General features: G+C 56.4%; 15 protein-coding genes. 3 read left to right on the plus strand and 12 right to left on the minus strand.

Annotated elements, in window-relative coordinates; genetic code table 11:
• Positions 1-35 precede the first annotated feature (35 nt).
• A complete protein-coding gene (fabB, locus tag E2F51_RS22795) occupies positions 36-1,259 on the minus strand; it encodes a beta-ketoacyl-ACP synthase I (RefSeq protein WP_013203143.1) in 1,224 nt (407 codons plus the stop codon).
• 157 nt (positions 1,260-1,416) lie between these two features.
• On the opposite strand from fabB, the gene mnmC reads away from it, so the two are divergent.
• Positions 1,417-3,426, plus strand: a complete 2,010-nt coding sequence (gene mnmC / locus E2F51_RS22800; RefSeq protein WP_134824645.1) for a bifunctional tRNA (5-methylaminomethyl-2-thiouridine)(34)-methyltransferase MnmD/FAD-dependent 5-carboxymethylaminomethyl-2-thiouridine(34) oxidoreductase MnmC — start codon at positions 1,417-1,419, stop codon at positions 3,424-3,426.
• 40 nt (positions 3,427-3,466) lie between these two features.
• On the opposite strand, the gene E2F51_RS22805 is transcribed toward mnmC, so the two are convergent.
• Genes E2F51_RS22805 through prmB form a run of 6 tightly spaced genes read right to left on the minus strand, consistent with a single transcriptional unit; the run spans position 3,467 to position 8,020 of the window.
• Entirely contained in the window at positions 3,467-3,748 is a 282-nt protein-coding gene (locus E2F51_RS22805; RefSeq protein WP_013203145.1) for a YfcL family protein, read from the minus strand.
• 30 nt (positions 3,749-3,778) lie between these two features.
• Entirely contained in the window at positions 3,779-4,324 is a 546-nt protein-coding gene (locus E2F51_RS22810) for an elongation factor P hydroxylase (RefSeq protein WP_013203146.1), read from the minus strand.
• A gap of 11 nt (positions 4,325-4,335) precedes the next feature.
• The gene (locus E2F51_RS22815; protein WP_134824646.1) at positions 4,336-5,139 is read right to left on the minus strand and encodes a sulfite exporter TauE/SafE family protein; all 804 of its coding nucleotides are present in this window, start codon (positions 5,137-5,139) and stop codon (positions 4,336-4,338) included.
• A gap of 9 nt (positions 5,140-5,148) precedes the next feature.
• Entirely contained in the window at positions 5,149-5,973 is an 825-nt protein-coding gene (gene mepA / locus E2F51_RS22820; protein WP_013203148.1) for a penicillin-insensitive murein endopeptidase, read from the minus strand.
• 4 nt (positions 5,974-5,977) lie between these two features.
• On the minus strand, positions 5,978-7,063 hold the full coding sequence (aroC, locus tag E2F51_RS22825) for a chorismate synthase (RefSeq protein WP_013203149.1): 1,086 nt from the start codon (positions 7,061-7,063) through the stop codon (positions 5,978-5,980).
• A 24-nt stretch (positions 7,064-7,087) separates the two neighbouring features.
• Positions 7,088-8,020: a 50S ribosomal protein L3 N(5)-glutamine methyltransferase gene (prmB, locus tag E2F51_RS22830; protein WP_134824647.1), complete on the minus strand. Its 933-nt coding sequence runs from the start codon at positions 8,018-8,020 to the stop codon at positions 7,088-7,090.
• Positions 8,021-8,208: 188 nt separating this feature from the next.
• Here prmB and smrB point away from each other — a divergent pair, with 188 nt between their 5' ends.
• On the plus strand, positions 8,209-8,760 hold the full coding sequence (smrB, locus tag E2F51_RS22835) for an endonuclease SmrB (RefSeq protein WP_134824648.1): 552 nt from the start codon (positions 8,209-8,211) through the stop codon (positions 8,758-8,760).
• A 36-nt stretch (positions 8,761-8,796) separates the two neighbouring features.
• Here smrB and sixA read toward each other — a convergent pair whose 3' ends face one another.
• The 4 genes from sixA to E2F51_RS22855 form a co-directional block, all read right to left on the minus strand.
• Positions 8,797-9,279, minus strand: a complete 483-nt coding sequence (sixA, locus tag E2F51_RS22840) for a phosphohistidine phosphatase SixA (RefSeq protein WP_013203153.1) — start codon at positions 9,277-9,279, stop codon at positions 8,797-8,799.
• A gap of 170 nt (positions 9,280-9,449) precedes the next feature.
• Positions 9,450-11,624, minus strand: coding sequence for a fatty acid oxidation complex subunit alpha FadJ (gene fadJ, locus E2F51_RS22845; protein WP_134824949.1), 2,175 nt, complete (start codon positions 11,622-11,624; stop codon positions 9,450-9,452).
• A 5-nt stretch (positions 11,625-11,629) separates the two neighbouring features.
• Positions 11,630-12,940: an acetyl-CoA C-acyltransferase FadI gene (gene fadI / locus E2F51_RS22850; protein WP_013203155.1), complete on the minus strand. Its 1,311-nt coding sequence runs from the start codon at positions 12,938-12,940 to the stop codon at positions 11,630-11,632.
• Between the two features lie 165 nt (positions 12,941-13,105).
• Positions 13,106-13,402: a YfcZ/YiiS family protein gene (locus E2F51_RS22855; RefSeq protein WP_013203156.1), complete on the minus strand. Its 297-nt coding sequence runs from the start codon at positions 13,400-13,402 to the stop codon at positions 13,106-13,108.
• Between the two features lie 377 nt (positions 13,403-13,779).
• Here E2F51_RS22855 and fadL point away from each other — a divergent pair, with 377 nt between their 5' ends.
• Positions 13,780-15,063: a long-chain fatty acid transporter FadL gene (gene fadL, locus E2F51_RS22860; protein WP_013203157.1), complete on the plus strand. Its 1,284-nt coding sequence runs from the start codon at positions 13,780-13,782 to the stop codon at positions 15,061-15,063.
• A gap of 63 nt (positions 15,064-15,126) precedes the next feature.
• On the opposite strand, the gene mlaA is transcribed toward fadL, so the two are convergent.
• The gene (gene mlaA, locus E2F51_RS22865) at positions 15,127-15,888 is read right to left on the minus strand and encodes a phospholipid-binding lipoprotein MlaA (protein WP_134824649.1); all 762 of its coding nucleotides are present in this window, start codon (positions 15,886-15,888) and stop codon (positions 15,127-15,129) included.
• Positions 15,889-15,899 lie beyond the last annotated feature (11 nt).

Genomic DNA, 15,899 nt, shown 5'->3' on the forward strand with positions numbered 1-15,899 from the left:
GGAAAGACAGGGGGCGACATTTCGCCCCCTGAAACTTAGTCGAGCTTACGCATCACCAGGGTGGCGTTAGTCCCGCCGAAGCCAAAGCTGTTAGACATAACGGTCTTCAGCTTCTGCTCGGTTGGCTTGGTCACGATGTTCAGACCTTTCGCCGCGGGGTCCAGCTCATCAATGTTGATGCTTGGCGCGATAAAGCCGTGTTCCAGCATCAGCAGAGAGTAAATGGCTTCCTGCACGCCGGCGGCCCCCAAAGAGTGACCGGTCATTGCTTTGGTCGCGGACATGGCAGGCATGTTCTCGCTAAACACTTCACAGATTGCACCCAGTTCCTTCACATCGCCCACTGGCGTAGAGGTACCGTGGGTGTTCAGGTAGTCGATTGGGGTATCCACATCGGCCATTGCCAGACGCATACAGCGCATTGCGCCTTCGCCTGATGGGGCAACCATGTCAGCACCATCAGAAGTCGCGCCGTAGCCAACCACTTCTGCATAGATGTGAGCACCGCGAGCCAGCGCGTGTTCCAGTTCTTCAACCACCACCATACCGCCGCCGCCAGCGATAACGAAGCCGTCACGGCTGGTATCGTAAGTACGGGAGGCTTTTTCTGGGGTTTCGTTGTACTTGGTGGACAGTGCGCCCATCGCGTCGAACTCACAGGACATTTCCCAGCACAGCTCTTCGCCGCCGCCAGCAAATACCACATCCTGTTTGCCCAGCTGGATCTGCTCAACCGCATTACCGATACAGTGAGCGGAGGTCGCACAAGCAGAGCTGATGGAGTAGTTCACACCGTGAATTTTGAATGGTGTTGCCAGGCAGGCAGAAACGCCGGATGCCATGGCTTTGGTCACCATATAAGGACCCACGCCACGCAGGCCTTTTGCACGCATACCATCAACGCTGGCAGCCTGGTTGTAAGGGGAACCGCCACCGGAACCGGCAACCAGACCCACACGTGGGTTGTTCTGGTACTGCTCGGCGGTCAGGCCGGAATCTTTCACCGCTTCCAGCATGGAGATGTAAGCATAAATGGACGCATCGCTCATGAAACGCAATACTTTGCGATCGATGAGAGCTGAAATTTCGTCTTTAGACAGTTTGACGTTACCCCAGACGTGACTACGCATGCCGGAATCTTTCAGCTCCTGGGAGAAGGTGATGCCTGAGCGACCCTCACGCAGAGATGCCAAAACTTCCTCTTGGTTATTACCAATGCTGGAAACGATACCCAAGCCAGTAATCACTGCACGTTTCATTCAATACCTCATTCACTACTTATATTAGGATTCGACAGGCACTTTAGCTTACAGTTGTACGCCGAACAAGTCCGATCAGCGCTTAACTTTTGTAAATTTGCGTGGGCCAGCTCACACCGTTACAATCGCGGCACCGCCTGATAACCGAGCTTCCCCCTTGAAAACGACCCCGATCGAGTATGCCGAATTAAGCTGGAATGAACAGGGTACACCTGTATCCCGAGCGTTTGGCGACGTCTACTTCTCCAATGAAAATGGTCTGGAAGAGACCCGCCATGTGTTCCTCGGTGGCAACCAAATACCCGATCGATTTGCTCAACATTCGCGCGATTTATTTATCGTTGCTGAGACAGGTTTTGGGACTGGTCTGAACTTTTTGACCCTTTGGCAGGCGTTCGATCGCTTCCGGGAAACGCATCCCGAGGCTAAATTACAGCGTTTACACTTCATCAGCAGTGAGAAATATCCTTTAAACGTGACAGATCTCGCCAGTTCGCTGGCCGTCTGGCCTGAACTGGCCGACTACGCGGCGGAACTTTGCCAACAGTGGCCGCAAGCGTTGCCAGGCTGTCACCGCTTGCTGTTGGACGGCGGCCGCATCACGCTGGATCTGTGGTTTGGCGATATTAACCAGCTGATCCACACTTTTGATGACAGCCTGCAGCATCAGGTCGATGCCTGGTTCCTGGATGGCTTCGCGCCGTCTAAAAATCCCGATATGTGGACGCCCGAACTGTTTGCCTGCATGGCAAAACTGGCCCGCCAGGGCGGCACCTTTGCCACCTTTACCGCCGCGGGCTTTGTTCGTCGCGGTCTGAGAGATGCGGGATTTAACGTTATTCGCAGCAAAGGCTTTGGCCCGAAACGCGAAATGCTTTGCGGTACAATGGACGCGTTAACGTCCCCTCATGCAAACATGCCGTGGTACGCACGTCCGGCTGCTGAAGGCGATGATATCGCCATTATTGGCGGCGGCATTGCCAGCGCGCTGCTGGCGCTGGCGCTGTTACGTCGCGGCAAAAAGGTCACCCTATACTGCGCGGATGCCAGGGCCGCCGAAGGCGCGTCCGGGAATCGTCAGGGCGCGCTCTATCCCCTGCTCAATCAGCACGATCCAGCATTAGCCACCTTCTTCCCACTGGCGTTCACCTTTGCCCGCCGGCTTTACGACAGCCTGCCGGTCGCTTTTGATCACGACTGGTGCGGCGTCACGCAGCTGGGTTGGGATGAAAAAAGCCGCGAGAAGATCGCCAAACTGCTGAGCATGGGCTTGCCTGAAGAGATTGCCCGCGAAGTGTCGCAGGCCGAAGCGGAAGCCTTGTGCGGCGTGGAAACAGGCTGCGGCGGAATAAGCTATCCGCTGGGCGGCTGGCTCTCTCCGGGGCAACTGACCCCGGCGCTGTTTGAACTGGCATTGCAACAAGGATTGCAGATCCACTGGCAGCATACGCTGACGGAAATGCGGCCCGAGGCGGATGGCTGGCAGTTACAGTTCCGGGACCAGCCTGCTAAGCCGCACCGCAACGTGGTGCTGGCCACCGGCCACACACTGGCGTCCTTTGCCCAGAGCGAAATGCTGCCCGCCTATGCCGTCAGCGGCCAGGTCAGCCATATTCCCACCACGCCTGGGTTAAGCCCGCTAAAGCAGGTGCTGTGCTATGACGGTTACCTGACGCCGGCAAACCCGCACAATCAGCATCACTGTATTGGTGCCAGCTATCATCGCGCGGACACCTCAACCGACTACCGTGAAGAGGACCAGCAGGAAAACCGCGAAAGGCTGATCCGCTGCCTGCCACAGGCAGACTGGCCGAAAGAAGTGGACGTCAGCGCCGGTGAATCCCGCAGCGGCGTGCGGTGCGCCTCTCGCGACCATTTGCCGATGTTTGGTCCCCTGCCCGATTATCAGCAAACGCTGGAACAGTATGCCGATCTGGCTCAGCATAAAGAGACCGCGCAGGCAGCGCCGCTGCATAAAGGCTTGTTTGTGTTGGGTGCGTTAGGTTCACGCGGGTTGTGCAGCGGTCCGTTGGGCGCAGAAGTGCTGGCGGCTGAACTCTGTGGCGAACCGATCCCGCTGGATGCCGACACGCTGGCAGCGATGCATCCGAATCGTTACTGGGTAAGGAAATTACTGAAAGGGAAAGCGATTAAAACGGCGTTCTGACAGGAGAATTAAGCCAGGCGGCACGGTGGCCGCCCGGTTTTCAGGACGGTTTGCGCGCCTGCAGGAACAGGTTGTCCCACATGCCAATCACCAGCGCCTGATCGCGCGGCGAGAGTTCACCGGCCTGGATGGCGTTCTGCAGACTTCTCTGCACCTGAATCTGTAATGCTTCAGGGGTATGCTCGCCGGAGAGTTCAATCTCAGCCACGGCCAGCGTCAGATGCCCACGCAGATAACCACTGGCAAACAGCTCGTCGTCACTGGCGCTTTCCACCATGTCGTCGATCAGGGCCAGAATACGCGCCTCAAATTCATCGATCATAAAATTCCTTATTCGTTCCTGTCCCCACGATCACAGGTCTTCTGGCCAGGGAAACTGTGCCGCCGTCAGCGGGGGCGTTGAGTAATACGAGCAGAGTTCAGCAATCAATCGGGCTGGACGAGCAGGAAGACCCTGTTCCAGATGCGTCATGACCTGAGCATGGACTTTGCGCTGAAACGCGATGCGATCCGGCTCACAATCTCCGTTGAGATTGTCACAACTTACATTGAAGGGAAACCCTGCCGCAACACAAAACATCCACTCCAGCGATTGCGGTTTCACTTCTACCGTTTCGAATTGGTTCTGCGTCATGGCATCACGGCCATCCGGGCAATACCAGTAGCCAAAATCAACCTGCTTGCGGCGTTCAGCACCGGCAATGCACCAGTGCGAAATTTCATGCAGCGCGCTGGCGTAATAGCCGTGAGCAAACACCACGCGGTGATAATTCACGTCGTCATCAGCAGGAAGATAGATCGGTTCGTCATCGCCTTTAATCAGGCGTGTCTGAAAATCGGCAAAAAAGCAGCGGTCAAAAATTTCAATCAGCTGCGTGTAGTGGTGGCTATCGTTCATTCTTTCTTTTCTCAACCCAACAGACGGTGACACCAGGCCGCAATCGCCGCGCCATGACTGTCGTAAAGCAGTTTTGCACTCATCACAGCAGACACGATCACCACCATCGGGCGGATCAACGTTTGCCCACGGCTTAACACCATGCGTGCACCTAACCGGGCACCACAGATGGCGCCCACCAGCATCACCAGTCCGGTTCCCCACACCACTTTGCCGCCAAACATAAAGAACAGCAGGCCACCAAAATTGGAGGTGAAGTTCAGCACTTTGGCATGAGCCGTGGATTTTGCGAGGTTATAGCCGCACAGGGTGACGAAAGCCAGCGCGTAAAAAGAGCCCGCGCCGGGACCAAAAAAGCCGTCATAAAAGCCGACGCAACCACCGGCCACCAGCGCAAATGGCAAGCCGTGCAGGCGACGCTGGCGATCTTCTTCGCCAATTTTCGGCAGCAGCAGGAAGTACAGCCCGATAGCGATCAGCAGGATCGGCAGAACCTGCCGCAGCAGTTCGGCCTGCAAATGCTGGATCAGAATGGCACCGGTCACTGCACCCAGAAACGTCATGCCGATATTCAGCCGCTGCTCGCGCAGATTGACCGCGCCACGACGGACAAAATAGAGGCTTGCCGAGAACGAGCCGCCAACTGACTGCAATTTATTGGTGGCAATCGCCTGCGCGGGAGAGAGGCCTACGGACATCAGCGCCGGCACGGTTAACAGCCCGCCGCCACCGGCAATCGAATCGATAAACCCGGCCAGCATGGCGACAAAGAACAGCAGCCCAACAAACAGTGGGCTGACAACGAACCAATCCATCTTCGATCCCTAAAGCAAATGTTTATCCAGTAACGCCTGACAGGATGGCGGTAACGGCGGCGGCTCGCGCTTCACTGGCGCACCACTGCCCGGTTTGGCAGGCAGGAACCAGCTTTGCAGCTCGGCACCACAGCCATCACCGGCCGGCGGCGCGGGCTGATCCTGGCACTGCAGGCTGCCCGCAGGGCAACGCAAACGCACATGCATGTGCGCGCGGTGACCAAACCATGGACGCACTTTGCGTAACCAGTCCCGATCGGCACCGGCATCGGCACACAGCTGCTTTTTAATTGCCGGATTGACGAAGATGCGCGTCACATCATCATCTTTCGCCGCCAGTTTAATCAGGCTGTCGATTTCCGGCTGCCAGTGGCGCGCGACCACGTTTTTACCGTCCGCCGCCACCAAATCCAGTGGCTGAGGCTTTAACAGCATCGCTGAGGACCAGCGCGATTTAGGCAGCTGTAGCCAGATATCCACATCCAGTCCCGACTGATGGCTGGCGTGACCGCTGCTGAAGCGCCCACCGGCAGCCATGCCCATATCGCCAATCAACACTTCGCCGAGCTGCAGGTTATGCACCTGCGTACTCAGACGCTGAATAAACATGATCAGGTCCGGATGGCCGAAGTAGCGACGCTGATCCTGACGCATGACCTGATAGTCAGGCGCATCCAGCGGCAGTTGTTCTGCGCCAACGATACAGCCGTTAGCAAACTGACCAATCGACTGCGGCGTGCCGCTAATCGGTTGGCGGATCGATTGCCAGGGCGTTGCCGCCAGCGAGGAAGCACTTATCAGCAGCGCACCAAGCGCCATCAGCGTCTTTTTCATTCGGTTACCAGCGAGGAATGTCCGTGTGCACATCAGCGTTCTGAGCGCGCTGACGCAGTAAGTGATCCATCAGCACGATCGCCATCATCGCTTCCGCGATCGGCACCGCGCGGATCCCCACGCAGGGATCGTGGCGGCCTTTGGTGATCATCTCGACTTCTTCACCAAAGCGGTTGATGGTTTTGCCCGGCACGGTAATGCTTGAGGTTGGCTTCATGGCGATGTTGGCCAGAATCGGCTGACCGCTGCTGATGCCGCCCAAAATGCCGCCGGCGTGGTTGCTCTGGAAGCCATCCGCACGAATTTCGTCACGGTGCTGGCTGCCGCGCTGGTTGACCACCGCAAAGCCGTCACCAATCTCAACACCTTTCACCGCATTGATGCTCATCAACGCATGCGCCAGGTCCGCATCCAGACGATCGAAAACCGGTTCGCCAAGGCCAACCGGGACGTTTTCGGCCATCACCGACACTTTCGCACCAATCGAGTCACCCGCTTTCTTCAGCCCGCGCATCAGTTCGTCCAGCGCCTCCAGCTTCGAGGGATCCGGGCAGAAGAACGGGTTCTGTTCAACCTGATCCCAGTCCTTCAGCTCACAGGCCACATCGCCAATCTGCGCCAGGAAACCGCGGACTTTGATGCCGTGCTTCAGTGCCAGATACTTTTTGGCAATGGCGCCAGCGGCAACGCGCATCGCGGTTTCACGGGCCGACGAACGGCCACCGCCACGGTAGTCGCGCAGGCCATATTTCTGCTCGTAGGTGTAGTCAGCATGGCCGGGACGGAACACGTCTTTGATCTCACTGTAATCCTGAGAACGCTGGTCGGTGTTCTCAATCAACAGCCCGATGCTGGTGCCGGTGGTCACACCTTCAAACACGCCGGAGAGGATTTTGACCTGATCCGGTTCGCGACGTTGGGTGGTGTAACGTGACGTACCAGGACGACGGCGATCCAGATCGTGCTGCAGATCGGCTTCGGTCAGCGGAATGCCGGGCGGCACGCCGTCTACAATACAGCCCAGCGCCAGTCCATGAGACTCACCGAAGGTGGTGACGCGAAACAGTTGCCCAATAGTGTTACCAGCCATGATGACCTCTTTTATTGTTCTTTATTAATCTTTGAAAATGCCAAAGTGGTGCTGCGCATCGACGATCTGCTGACGCGTCAGCATAAAGACGCCGTCGCCGCCGTTGGCAAACTCCAGCCAGGTAAACGGCACGTCAGGGTACTGGTCAATCATGTGCACCATGCTGTTGCCCACTTCACAAATCAGCACGCCCTGCTCGCTCAGGTAATCTGGCGCGTTAGCCAGGATACGGCGCGCCAGCTTCAGACCATCACGTCCGGCAGCCAGGCCCAGTTCAGGCTCATGGCGGTATTCGTTTGGCAAATCGTCCATATCGTCTTCATCCCCGTACGGCGGATTGGTGACGATCAGGTCGTAAGGGGTTTTTGGCAGTTCGCGGAACAGATCGGCGCGGATCGGCGTGACGCTGTGGGTCAGGCCATGCGCTTCAATATTCTGCTCGGTCACCGCCAGCGCGTCAGTGGAGATGTCGACCGCATCCACCTCGGCGTCCGGGAAGGCATAGGCACAGGCAATGGCGATACAGCCGCTGCCGGTACACATATCCAGAATATATTTCGGCTCATCCGGGATCAGCGCCGCAAAGCGATCGTTGATCAGCTCGCCGATGGGCGAACGCGGCACCAGCACGCGTTCATCGACATAGAACTCGTGTCCGCAGAACCAGGCTTTGTTGGTCAGGTAGGAGACCGGAATACGTTCGTTGATGCGGCGGATCACGCGCTCGACAATGCGATGACGCTCGCTGGATGTCAGCCGTGCGCTGCGCATGTCTTCCGGGATATCCAGCGGCAGATATAAGGTGGGCAATACCAGCTGAACCGCTTCGTCCCAGGGATTATCGGTGCCGTGACCATACCAGAGCTCGGCGGCGGAAAAACGGCTTACCGTCCAGCGCAGCATATCCTGAATGGTGTGCAGCTCACTGACTGCCTCATCGACGAAAATTTTGTCCAAAGTGCCCTCCACAGGCCTTACTAAAACTCGGCAGCTAGTTTGCCATGAAGCGGGCCATAATTCAGCGCGGCGGTGTGAAAAAGCTGACATTTGTTTTTTGCCGCCACAACTCAGGGTAGACTGTCAGCATTTCCTGAAGACGACGTTCCGCGCCGTTTTGCCTTATTAAGCCGGACAATGAGAACCTGATGAGTAAAAAACAGCCCCTCAGCGCCGAAGATCAGGCGTTGTTTCGCGGATTAATGACCGGCACCCGAAAGCTGGCGCAGGACACCATTGTCCACAAACCGCAGAAGAAAAACCTCGCGGTGGTTCCGCAGAAAAAGCTGATTTCTGAGCAGATGGATGCCAGTCACTATTTTTCCGATGAATTCCAGCCTTTGCTGGCCGAGGAAGGCCCCACGCGCTACGTGCGCAGTGATGTCAGCCATTACGAGCTGAAAAAGCTGAGGCGTGGCGATTACACGCCGGAAATTTTTCTGGATTTGCATGGACTTACGCAACGGCAGGCCAAGGAAGAGCTGGGTGCGTTGATTGCAGCGTGCCGACGTGAGCACATTTTTTGCGCCAGCGTGATGCACGGCCACGGCAAGCATGTATTGAAGCAGCAGTCGCCGCTGTGGCTGGCACAGCATCCGATGGTGATGGCATTTCATCAGGCGCCCAAGCTGTTCGGCGGCGATGCCGCGCTGCTGGTGCTGATTGAGGGGGAAGAGTGGATGCCGCCAGAATTACCTTAAGACGGCGTCAGGGCCAGATCGCCTGGCCCTGTAACATCACATCGCTTTCGCCAGTTTGGAAGGACTGACCTGCCACTCCAGCTTACCGGTGCCGTTGTCAGCATCGTAGTCGATACGGGCAATGGCCGAGGTCGCGAACATCGGCGGCGATTCCTGCGGGCAGAGCTCAGACACCAGGTAGCCCACCAACGGCAGGTGGGAAATCACTAATACAGATTTCACCCCTTCTTTCGCCAGCACTTGCAGGTAACTGGCCACCATCGCGGGATCGCCGCCAGGCGTCAGTTCAGGCAAGACCTCCTGCCCCTCCGGCAGGATCAGTGCTTCACGCACCGTAGCCAGCGTCTGTTCAGCACGCAGGTACGGGCTGACTAACACACGTTCAATATCTACTGTCTGGCCATTAAGCCATTTCGCCATCTGGCGTGATTCATCACATCCGCAATGAGTCAGAGGTCGTACAGAATCACTAGCCGCATCTAATGCCGCATCGCCGTGACGCATAATGAAAACTTGCATAATGCACCGCTGTTGTTAAACGTAAACGCCGGAAAACACAGCTTCCCGACTCTTCATTCAGTGAATGAACGCTGTGTTGTACCCTAATGCCTTGAGTATAGTCAACCGATTGTTTATTAAATGAGCGCTTTCCAGAACAGTGCTAAAGCGCCCCTGTTTTGCGGTAAAATCTAACCCCCTGAATCGGCATGGCTATTCGATTTTTCCGTCGTTTTGTAAAAACATTCGCCGCTGGCTGCCCGTCGCTTCAGCGCCTCGCATGGGGCAAAACGTTCGCCGTGTGACTGCATCAGCCGCTCTAATGTGTTGACCACGGCCGCCGCCCCCAGACGATCCATATAGCGGAACGGGCCGCCGAGGAACGGCGGGAAACCGATGCCAAATACCGCGCCAATATCGCCATCGCGGGCGGAATGAATCACGCCTTCGTCGAGGGTTCTTGCGGCTTCGTTCAGCATCATCATCACGCACCGCTCAGCGACAGAATCGGCGCTGAGATGGGTTTTAGGATTCAGCTTAAGCAGTTTATAAATACTCTCATCAACCGACTTTTTACGGCTGAAGGTTTTACGGTTGTAGAGATAGAAACCGCGTCCATTCTTGCGCCCTTTACGGTCATCATTCAATACCGCGGCAAAGGCGTCCGGCGTATTAAAGCGCTCGCCCCAGGCCTGTTCCAGCACCGGCATCATGTGCGTGCCGACGTCGATGCCCACTTCATCCAGTAACTGGATGGGCCCGACCGGGAAGCCAAACTTCACCAGCGCCCGATCGATGCTGTCGATCGGCTCTCCTTCCAGCAAACAGCGCATGGCTTCAATAATGTACGGCGCCAGGATGCGGTTGACATAAAATCCGGCCCGGTCGGCCACCACAATCGGCGTTTTGCCCTGCTTTTTCGCCAGCGAAACCACGGTGGCGATGGTTTCGGCCGAGGTGGTGGTATGTGGGATCACTTCGACCAACGGCATTTTGTCTACCGGACTGAAATAGTGCAGGCCGATGACGTTTTCCGGCCGGCTGGCGTTAGCTGCAATATCAGCAATCGGCAGCGAGGAGGTATTGGAGGCAAAAATCGTCTGGCCCGAAGTATTGGCTTCAACCTCTGCCACCATGATTTGCTTCAGCGTCAGGTCTTCGAACACCGCTTCAATGATCACGTCACGATGATGGAAGCCCTGGTAGTCGGTGCCGCCGCCAATCAGGGCCATTTGTTGCTGGCGTTCTGCCGGGCGCAGATGCCGGCGCTGCACGCTTTTGCTCAGCAAATCCCAGCTGTATTTCATCGCATGATTAATGCCTTCCGGCTTGATGTCTTTGATGCGCACCGGCAACTTGCCACGCGTCGCGGTGACATAGGCAATGCCGCCGCCCATTAAGCCGCCACCCAGCACGCCAATTGATTTCAGTTCACGCGGGCTGGCATCCGCACCGCGATCCTTTTTCATCTCGGTGGTGGCGAAGAAAATCGACCGTAACGCCTGTGATTCCGGCGTCATCGCCAGCTCGCCAAAGGCTTTGGCCTCTGCGGCATAGCCGATAATACTGCCCTTCAGCAGGCCGGTTTTTACCACCGACAATATTTTACGGGTGGCCGGATAATTGCCTTTGGTTTTGGCTTCCGTCTGTCTGGTCGCCATGGCAAACAGCAACGCGCGCCCTGCCGGAGCATTCAGCAACCGCTCGCGCAGCGGTAAGGTTTTTCGCGGCTTACGGCCGTTCAAGGCCATCTTCACCGCCGTTTCCAACAGAATGGCCTGCGGCACGGCGTCTTCCACCAGCCCCATTTTGACGGCCTGCTTTGCCCGCAGGGTTTTGCCGGTGAGGATCAGATCCAGCGCTCTCGATGCGCCAATCAGTCGCGGCAGTCGCTGCGTACCGCCGGAGCCCGGCAGCAAACCTAACTGCACTTCTGGCAGCCCGAGCCGGGTTTTATCATCCAGCGAACAAACGCGTTGATTGCAGGCCAGTGCCAACTCCAGCCCACCGCCGAGGCAGGCGCCATGAATCGCAGCAACCACTGGCACGGAAAGCGAGGCAATTTCGGCCATCACTTTCTGCCCTTCATGCGCCAGCGCTTCCGCTTCCTGCGCCGTTTTGCAGCGGTCGATCATTGAGATGTCCGCACCGGCAATAAACGAGTCCGGTTTGCCGGAAATCAGCACCAGTCCCGCGAGGTGCGAATTAGCGCGCGCCTGGGCGATCACCTCCCGGATCTGCCCGGCAAACTCCGCCTTCAGCGTATTCATCTTTTCGCCAGGCACATCAATGGTAATTACCCCGACGTTATCCAGCCGCATCACCAGGCTGAATGCCGAGGCTTTTTCTGGGTTGTGCGTCATCATCGTTGTCATTCGGCCTCCAGAACCATTGCTGCGCCTAACCCACCGGCGGCACAGGCGGTGACCAGCCCCAGCCCACCGCCGCGACGACGCAACTCGTTCAGCGTCTGGGTAATCATGCGTGCGCCGGTCGCCGCAAAAGGATGGCCGTAAGCGATTGAACCGCCCATCACGTTAAATTTCTCTTCGTTCACTTCGCCCAGCGCATGCGGGCGTTTTAACACCTCGCGGGCAAAACGCTCGTCGGCAAACATTTTCAGATTAGCCAGCGTTTGTGCGGCGAACGCTTCGTGCATATCGATCAGCGTCAGATCGTCCAGGGTAATCCCGGCCCGGTCCAGCGCCAGCGGCGAAGCGTACGACGGCCCGAGCAGCATGTCCTGCCAGACGTCTATCGCGGTAAAGGCATAGCTGCGCAGATAGCCCAGCGGCACGATGCCCAGCGCTTTCGCCCGCGATTCGGTCATCAGCACCACAGCAGCGGCACCATCGGTCAGCGGCGTACTGTTGGCGGCGGTGACGGTGCCGTGCTGCCGATCGAAGGCGGGACGAAGACGCGCGTAGTCATCCAGCGTCGAGGCCATGCGCACGTTATTGTCCTGCTCAAACGCTTTGCGCCACGGCGGAACAAACGCGGTCATCACTTCACCCGCCAGGCGGCCATCTTCCCAGGCCCGGGCGGCACGCTGATGGGAACGGTGAGCCAGCGCGTCCTGTTGCTGGCGGGTAATGCCATGGGTTTTTGCCATCTGCTCGGCGGTGTCACCCATTCTGAGTCCGGTAGAGTATTCTGCCACGGCGGGCGGCACCGGCAGCAAATCGCGCGGGCGCAGCTGGCTGAACAGCGACATTTTCTGCGAGAAGGTTTTTGCTTTATTGAGATCGACCAGAATACGACCGAGCTTTTTGCTGACGCCAATCGGCAGCACTGAGGAAGAGTCCGCCCCGCCGGCAATTCCGGCCTGAATGGTGCCCGCCAGCATGCTTTCAGCAACGTTCGCCACCGCCTGAAAACTGGTGGCGCAGGCGCGGCTGACGCTGTAGGCATCGGTCGACACACTCAGGCCGCTGCCAAGGACGATTTCGCGGGCAATATTCGGCGCTTCGGGCATCTGCACCACCTGGCCAAACACCAGCTGTTCGATGACTTCGGGCGGCAGTTCGCTACGCGCCAGGAGTTCACTCACCACCATCCGCCCCAGCTCAATCGCCGGCACGCCGTGTAATGCCGTTGCCTGGCGGGCAAACGGGGTGCGGAGTCCGTGTGTAATGGCGATGCGATCGCCCTGACGCGTCAGCAAAGGAAGCGCTTTGCTCATTCTGATTACCCTTAACAGTCAAACGGCATCATTGCCTAACAGGTCTGACCTCTAAGGTTAACCAGATTTTAACAATGTGCACGCGGAATGAGAGAAAATTGCGAGAGCAAACACGCTTTAGAAAACAATGAGTGGGAAAACCCACTCATTGCGGAAGACGGGGGATTAACGCAGGCCGAGCTGAAAAATCATCGTTTCAGCCTGGCAGCTGAAGGTGAAATCAGCGTCAAGCAGCACACCCTCAGGCTGCTCGCTAAAGCGCGCGTCAATCTGGCAGGGATCGGATTCGACCTGACGCGCTTTTTCCGTCAGCTGGCTGAGCATGGCTTCCGCCTGCTGGCGAGTTCCGTACAGCTGGCTCCAGCTTGCGGTGCAGTCAGTATTGTCCATGATCGTACCAACATCGACACAACAGCAGGCGGCGGTTTCATTGGCGCTGCATTTATTAATGGCATGGGACATGGGAAATCTCCTGTTAGCCGCGCGGGTTGCGGCAGAAAGTGTATTCGCTGGCCGCTATGTTACCCCTGCGGCGAAAGGCTGTCTGGCAATTGCGCGATATAGCGCCAATAAGTGCCATATATCCACGTCAAATTTGATCTGAAACAAGCTAGACTCGATAGGTTCAATTCAGACACGCAGTTTTTTGTTAAGCAGATCGCTTTTCTTAGATCATTTCAGAAATATTTATAAAACAACATTGCAACATCGATACAGGTCGGACCTATACTGGTGCCACTGGTCTGATTTGTTAGCCGTACGTCAGTCCCTAAAATTCGTGAACCTTTGTTACATCCGTGACAAAGTTCAATAAAAATCAAATAAATGAGGTTGTGGTCATGAACCATAAAAACCTGTTTGCGAAGTCTGCTCTCGCAGCTGCAGTGGCAATTGTTTCTTCTAACGTTTACGCAGCCGGCTTTCAATTGAATGAATTTTCGGCCATAGGTTTAGGACGCGCTTATTCAGGCGAAGGCGCCATGGGGGATACCGCGGCATCTGCCAGCCGTAACCCGGCCACCATGGCGTTAATGGATCGCCCGATGTTTTCTGTCGGTGCCGTATTTATTGATCCCGATGTCAATATCAGTGGCGACAGCCAGTCAGGACAAAGTCTGGATGCCAATAATATTGCGCCAACGCAATGGGTACCCAACCTTCATTACGTCCAGCCTATTAACGATCAATGGTGGTTAGGCGCGTCGGCAACCTCCAATTATGGCCTGGCAACCGAATTTAATGATGACTACACCGCGGGCGGATATGGCGGTAAAACCGATCTGCAAACGGTGAACTTTAATTTAAGCACCGCTTATCGTCTTAATCAGAACTTCAGTTTTGGTGTGGGCTTTGATGCCGTTTATGCCCGTGCCAAGATTGAACGTTATGCGGGTGAATCCGGTGCCGCACTGGGCTTGCCAGCAGATACGCAGATTGCCCATCTGAAAGGGGATGAATGGGGTTACGGCTGGAATGCCGGTATTCTGTATGAAGTGGATCCGAATAACCGTTTCGGCTTTACTTACCGCTCTGAAGTTAAAATCGACTTTGACGGCGATTATAAGAGCAGCATCCCAACCTATATTAACCCAATTAATCAGGCGGGTAATTTCGGCCTGCCTTACGGTACCAGCGGTCAAACTGTTCCGGGCGCATTGACCCTGAACCTGCCTGAAATGTGGGAGCTGTCCGGTTACCATAAAGTAGCGCCGCAATGGGCCGTGCACTACAGCCTGACGTATACCAGCTGGAGCCAGTTCCAGGAGCTGAAAGCGACCGGCAGCAATGGCCAGACGCTGTTCTATAAAGATGAGAGCTTTAAGGATGCTTACCGCATCGCGCTGGGAACGTCCTATTTCTATGATGAAAACTGGACCTTCCGCACCGGTATTGCCTTCGATGACAGTCCGGTCCCGGCAGAAAACCGTTCCATCTCTATCCCGGATCAGGATCGTCTGTGGTTGAGCGCCGGTGCTTCCTACGCCTTTAACCAGGATGCTTCCGTCGACGTTGGCCTGTCCTATATGCACGGTCAGCATGTCACGGTAGAAGAAGGCCCTTACACCTTTAACTCTACCGGTAAAGCCTGGCTGTACGGCGCGAACTTTAACTACAAGTTCTGATAGCACGCCGGCAACAAAAAAGGCCTGTCTTGCGACAGGCCTTTTTTTATATCACCGCAACGGTTAGTTAGAGTCGATATCGTTCAGATCGCCCTGAATCGCCGAGGCGTTAGGGTTTTCCTGCGGGATCAGCCTGCCATCGCTGGCGAGGAAATCATGATGCTGGAAGTATGCCGCACGCACAAAGGCATAAGGGTCCTTCGAGTTACGCAGCATCGCATCTGAATCCAGCAGCTGAGCACGGGTTTCAACCCCTTCCAACGCCCACTTCCCTGCCGACCTCCACCAGGTCAGCCAGCTGAGCGGCGCGTAAAGATCGTCAACCAGCCCACCGACATCCTCACGCGGGGTGAAGCCACCGTAGCCCGGCACTTCAACGTAGGGACCGTAGCCGACGCCGTAATTCCCCAGCGTACTACCAAACCCGCGCGCCTCTTCTTTGGCCAGCTTTTGATTCGCCATGCTCGCCACGTCGATAAAGCCGCCCATCCCCAGAATGGTATTCAGGAAGAAACGGTTGAAGTGGATCATCGCTTTATAAGGTTTACCCTCAATAAAGTAGTTCACCATCGTCGACGGCTCATCAAGGTTGCTGAAGAAGTTACTCAGCCCGGTGCGCGCAGGCACCGGCAGATAGTCACGCCAGGCCACCGCCACAGGACGAACTACGTACGGGTCGAGCACGTTGTAGTTAAAGTTGAACATCGAGCGGTTAAAGCCCTCGAACGGATCGGACCGCCCTTGTGGCTCATCTGCCGTATTCGAACTGGCGCAACCTATCAGCAGCACGCTGGCCAGCGCTACACCCGTCACGCGGTAGCTCATCTCTTACTCCC

It is taken from the genome of Erwinia sp. QL-Z3, from assembly GCF_004551645.1.
Classification (GTDB): domain Bacteria; phylum Pseudomonadota; class Gammaproteobacteria; order Enterobacterales; family Enterobacteriaceae; genus Erwinia; species Erwinia billingiae.

Coding starts and splice junctions, on each gene's coding strand:
- fabB (WP_013203143.1), bottom strand. CDS start 1,259: ATGAAACGTGCAGTGATTACTGGCTTGGGTATCGTTTCCAGCATTGGT.
- E2F51_RS22805 (WP_013203145.1), bottom strand. CDS start 3,748: ATGATCGATGAATTTGAGGCGCGTATTCTGGCCCTGATCGACGACATG.
- E2F51_RS22810 (WP_013203146.1), bottom strand. CDS start 4,324: ATGAACGATAGCCACCACTACACGCAGCTGATTGAAATTTTTGACCGC.
- E2F51_RS22815 (WP_134824646.1), bottom strand. CDS start 5,139: ATGGATTGGTTCGTTGTCAGCCCACTGTTTGTTGGGCTGCTGTTCTTT.
- mepA (WP_013203148.1), bottom strand. CDS start 5,973: ATGAAAAAGACGCTGATGGCGCTTGGTGCGCTGCTGATAAGTGCTTCC.
- aroC (WP_013203149.1), bottom strand. CDS start 7,063: ATGGCTGGTAACACTATTGGGCAACTGTTTCGCGTCACCACCTTCGGT.
- smrB (WP_134824648.1), top strand. CDS start 8,209: ATGAGTAAAAAACAGCCCCTCAGCGCCGAAGATCAGGCGTTGTTTCGC.
- sixA (WP_013203153.1), bottom strand. CDS start 9,279: ATGCAAGTTTTCATTATGCGTCACGGCGATGCGGCATTAGATGCGGCT.
- fadJ (WP_134824949.1), bottom strand. CDS start 11,624: ATGATGACGCACAACCCAGAAAAAGCCTCGGCATTCAGCCTGGTGATG.
- fadI (WP_013203155.1), bottom strand. CDS start 12,940: ATGAGCAAAGCGCTTCCTTTGCTGACGCGTCAGGGCGATCGCATCGCC.
- E2F51_RS22855 (WP_013203156.1), bottom strand. CDS start 13,402: ATGTCCCATGCCATTAATAAATGCAGCGCCAATGAAACCGCCGCCTGC.
- fadL (WP_013203157.1), top strand. CDS start 13,780: ATGAACCATAAAAACCTGTTTGCGAAGTCTGCTCTCGCAGCTGCAGTG.
- mlaA (WP_134824649.1), bottom strand. CDS start 15,888: ATGAGCTACCGCGTGACGGGTGTAGCGCTGGCCAGCGTGCTGCTGATA.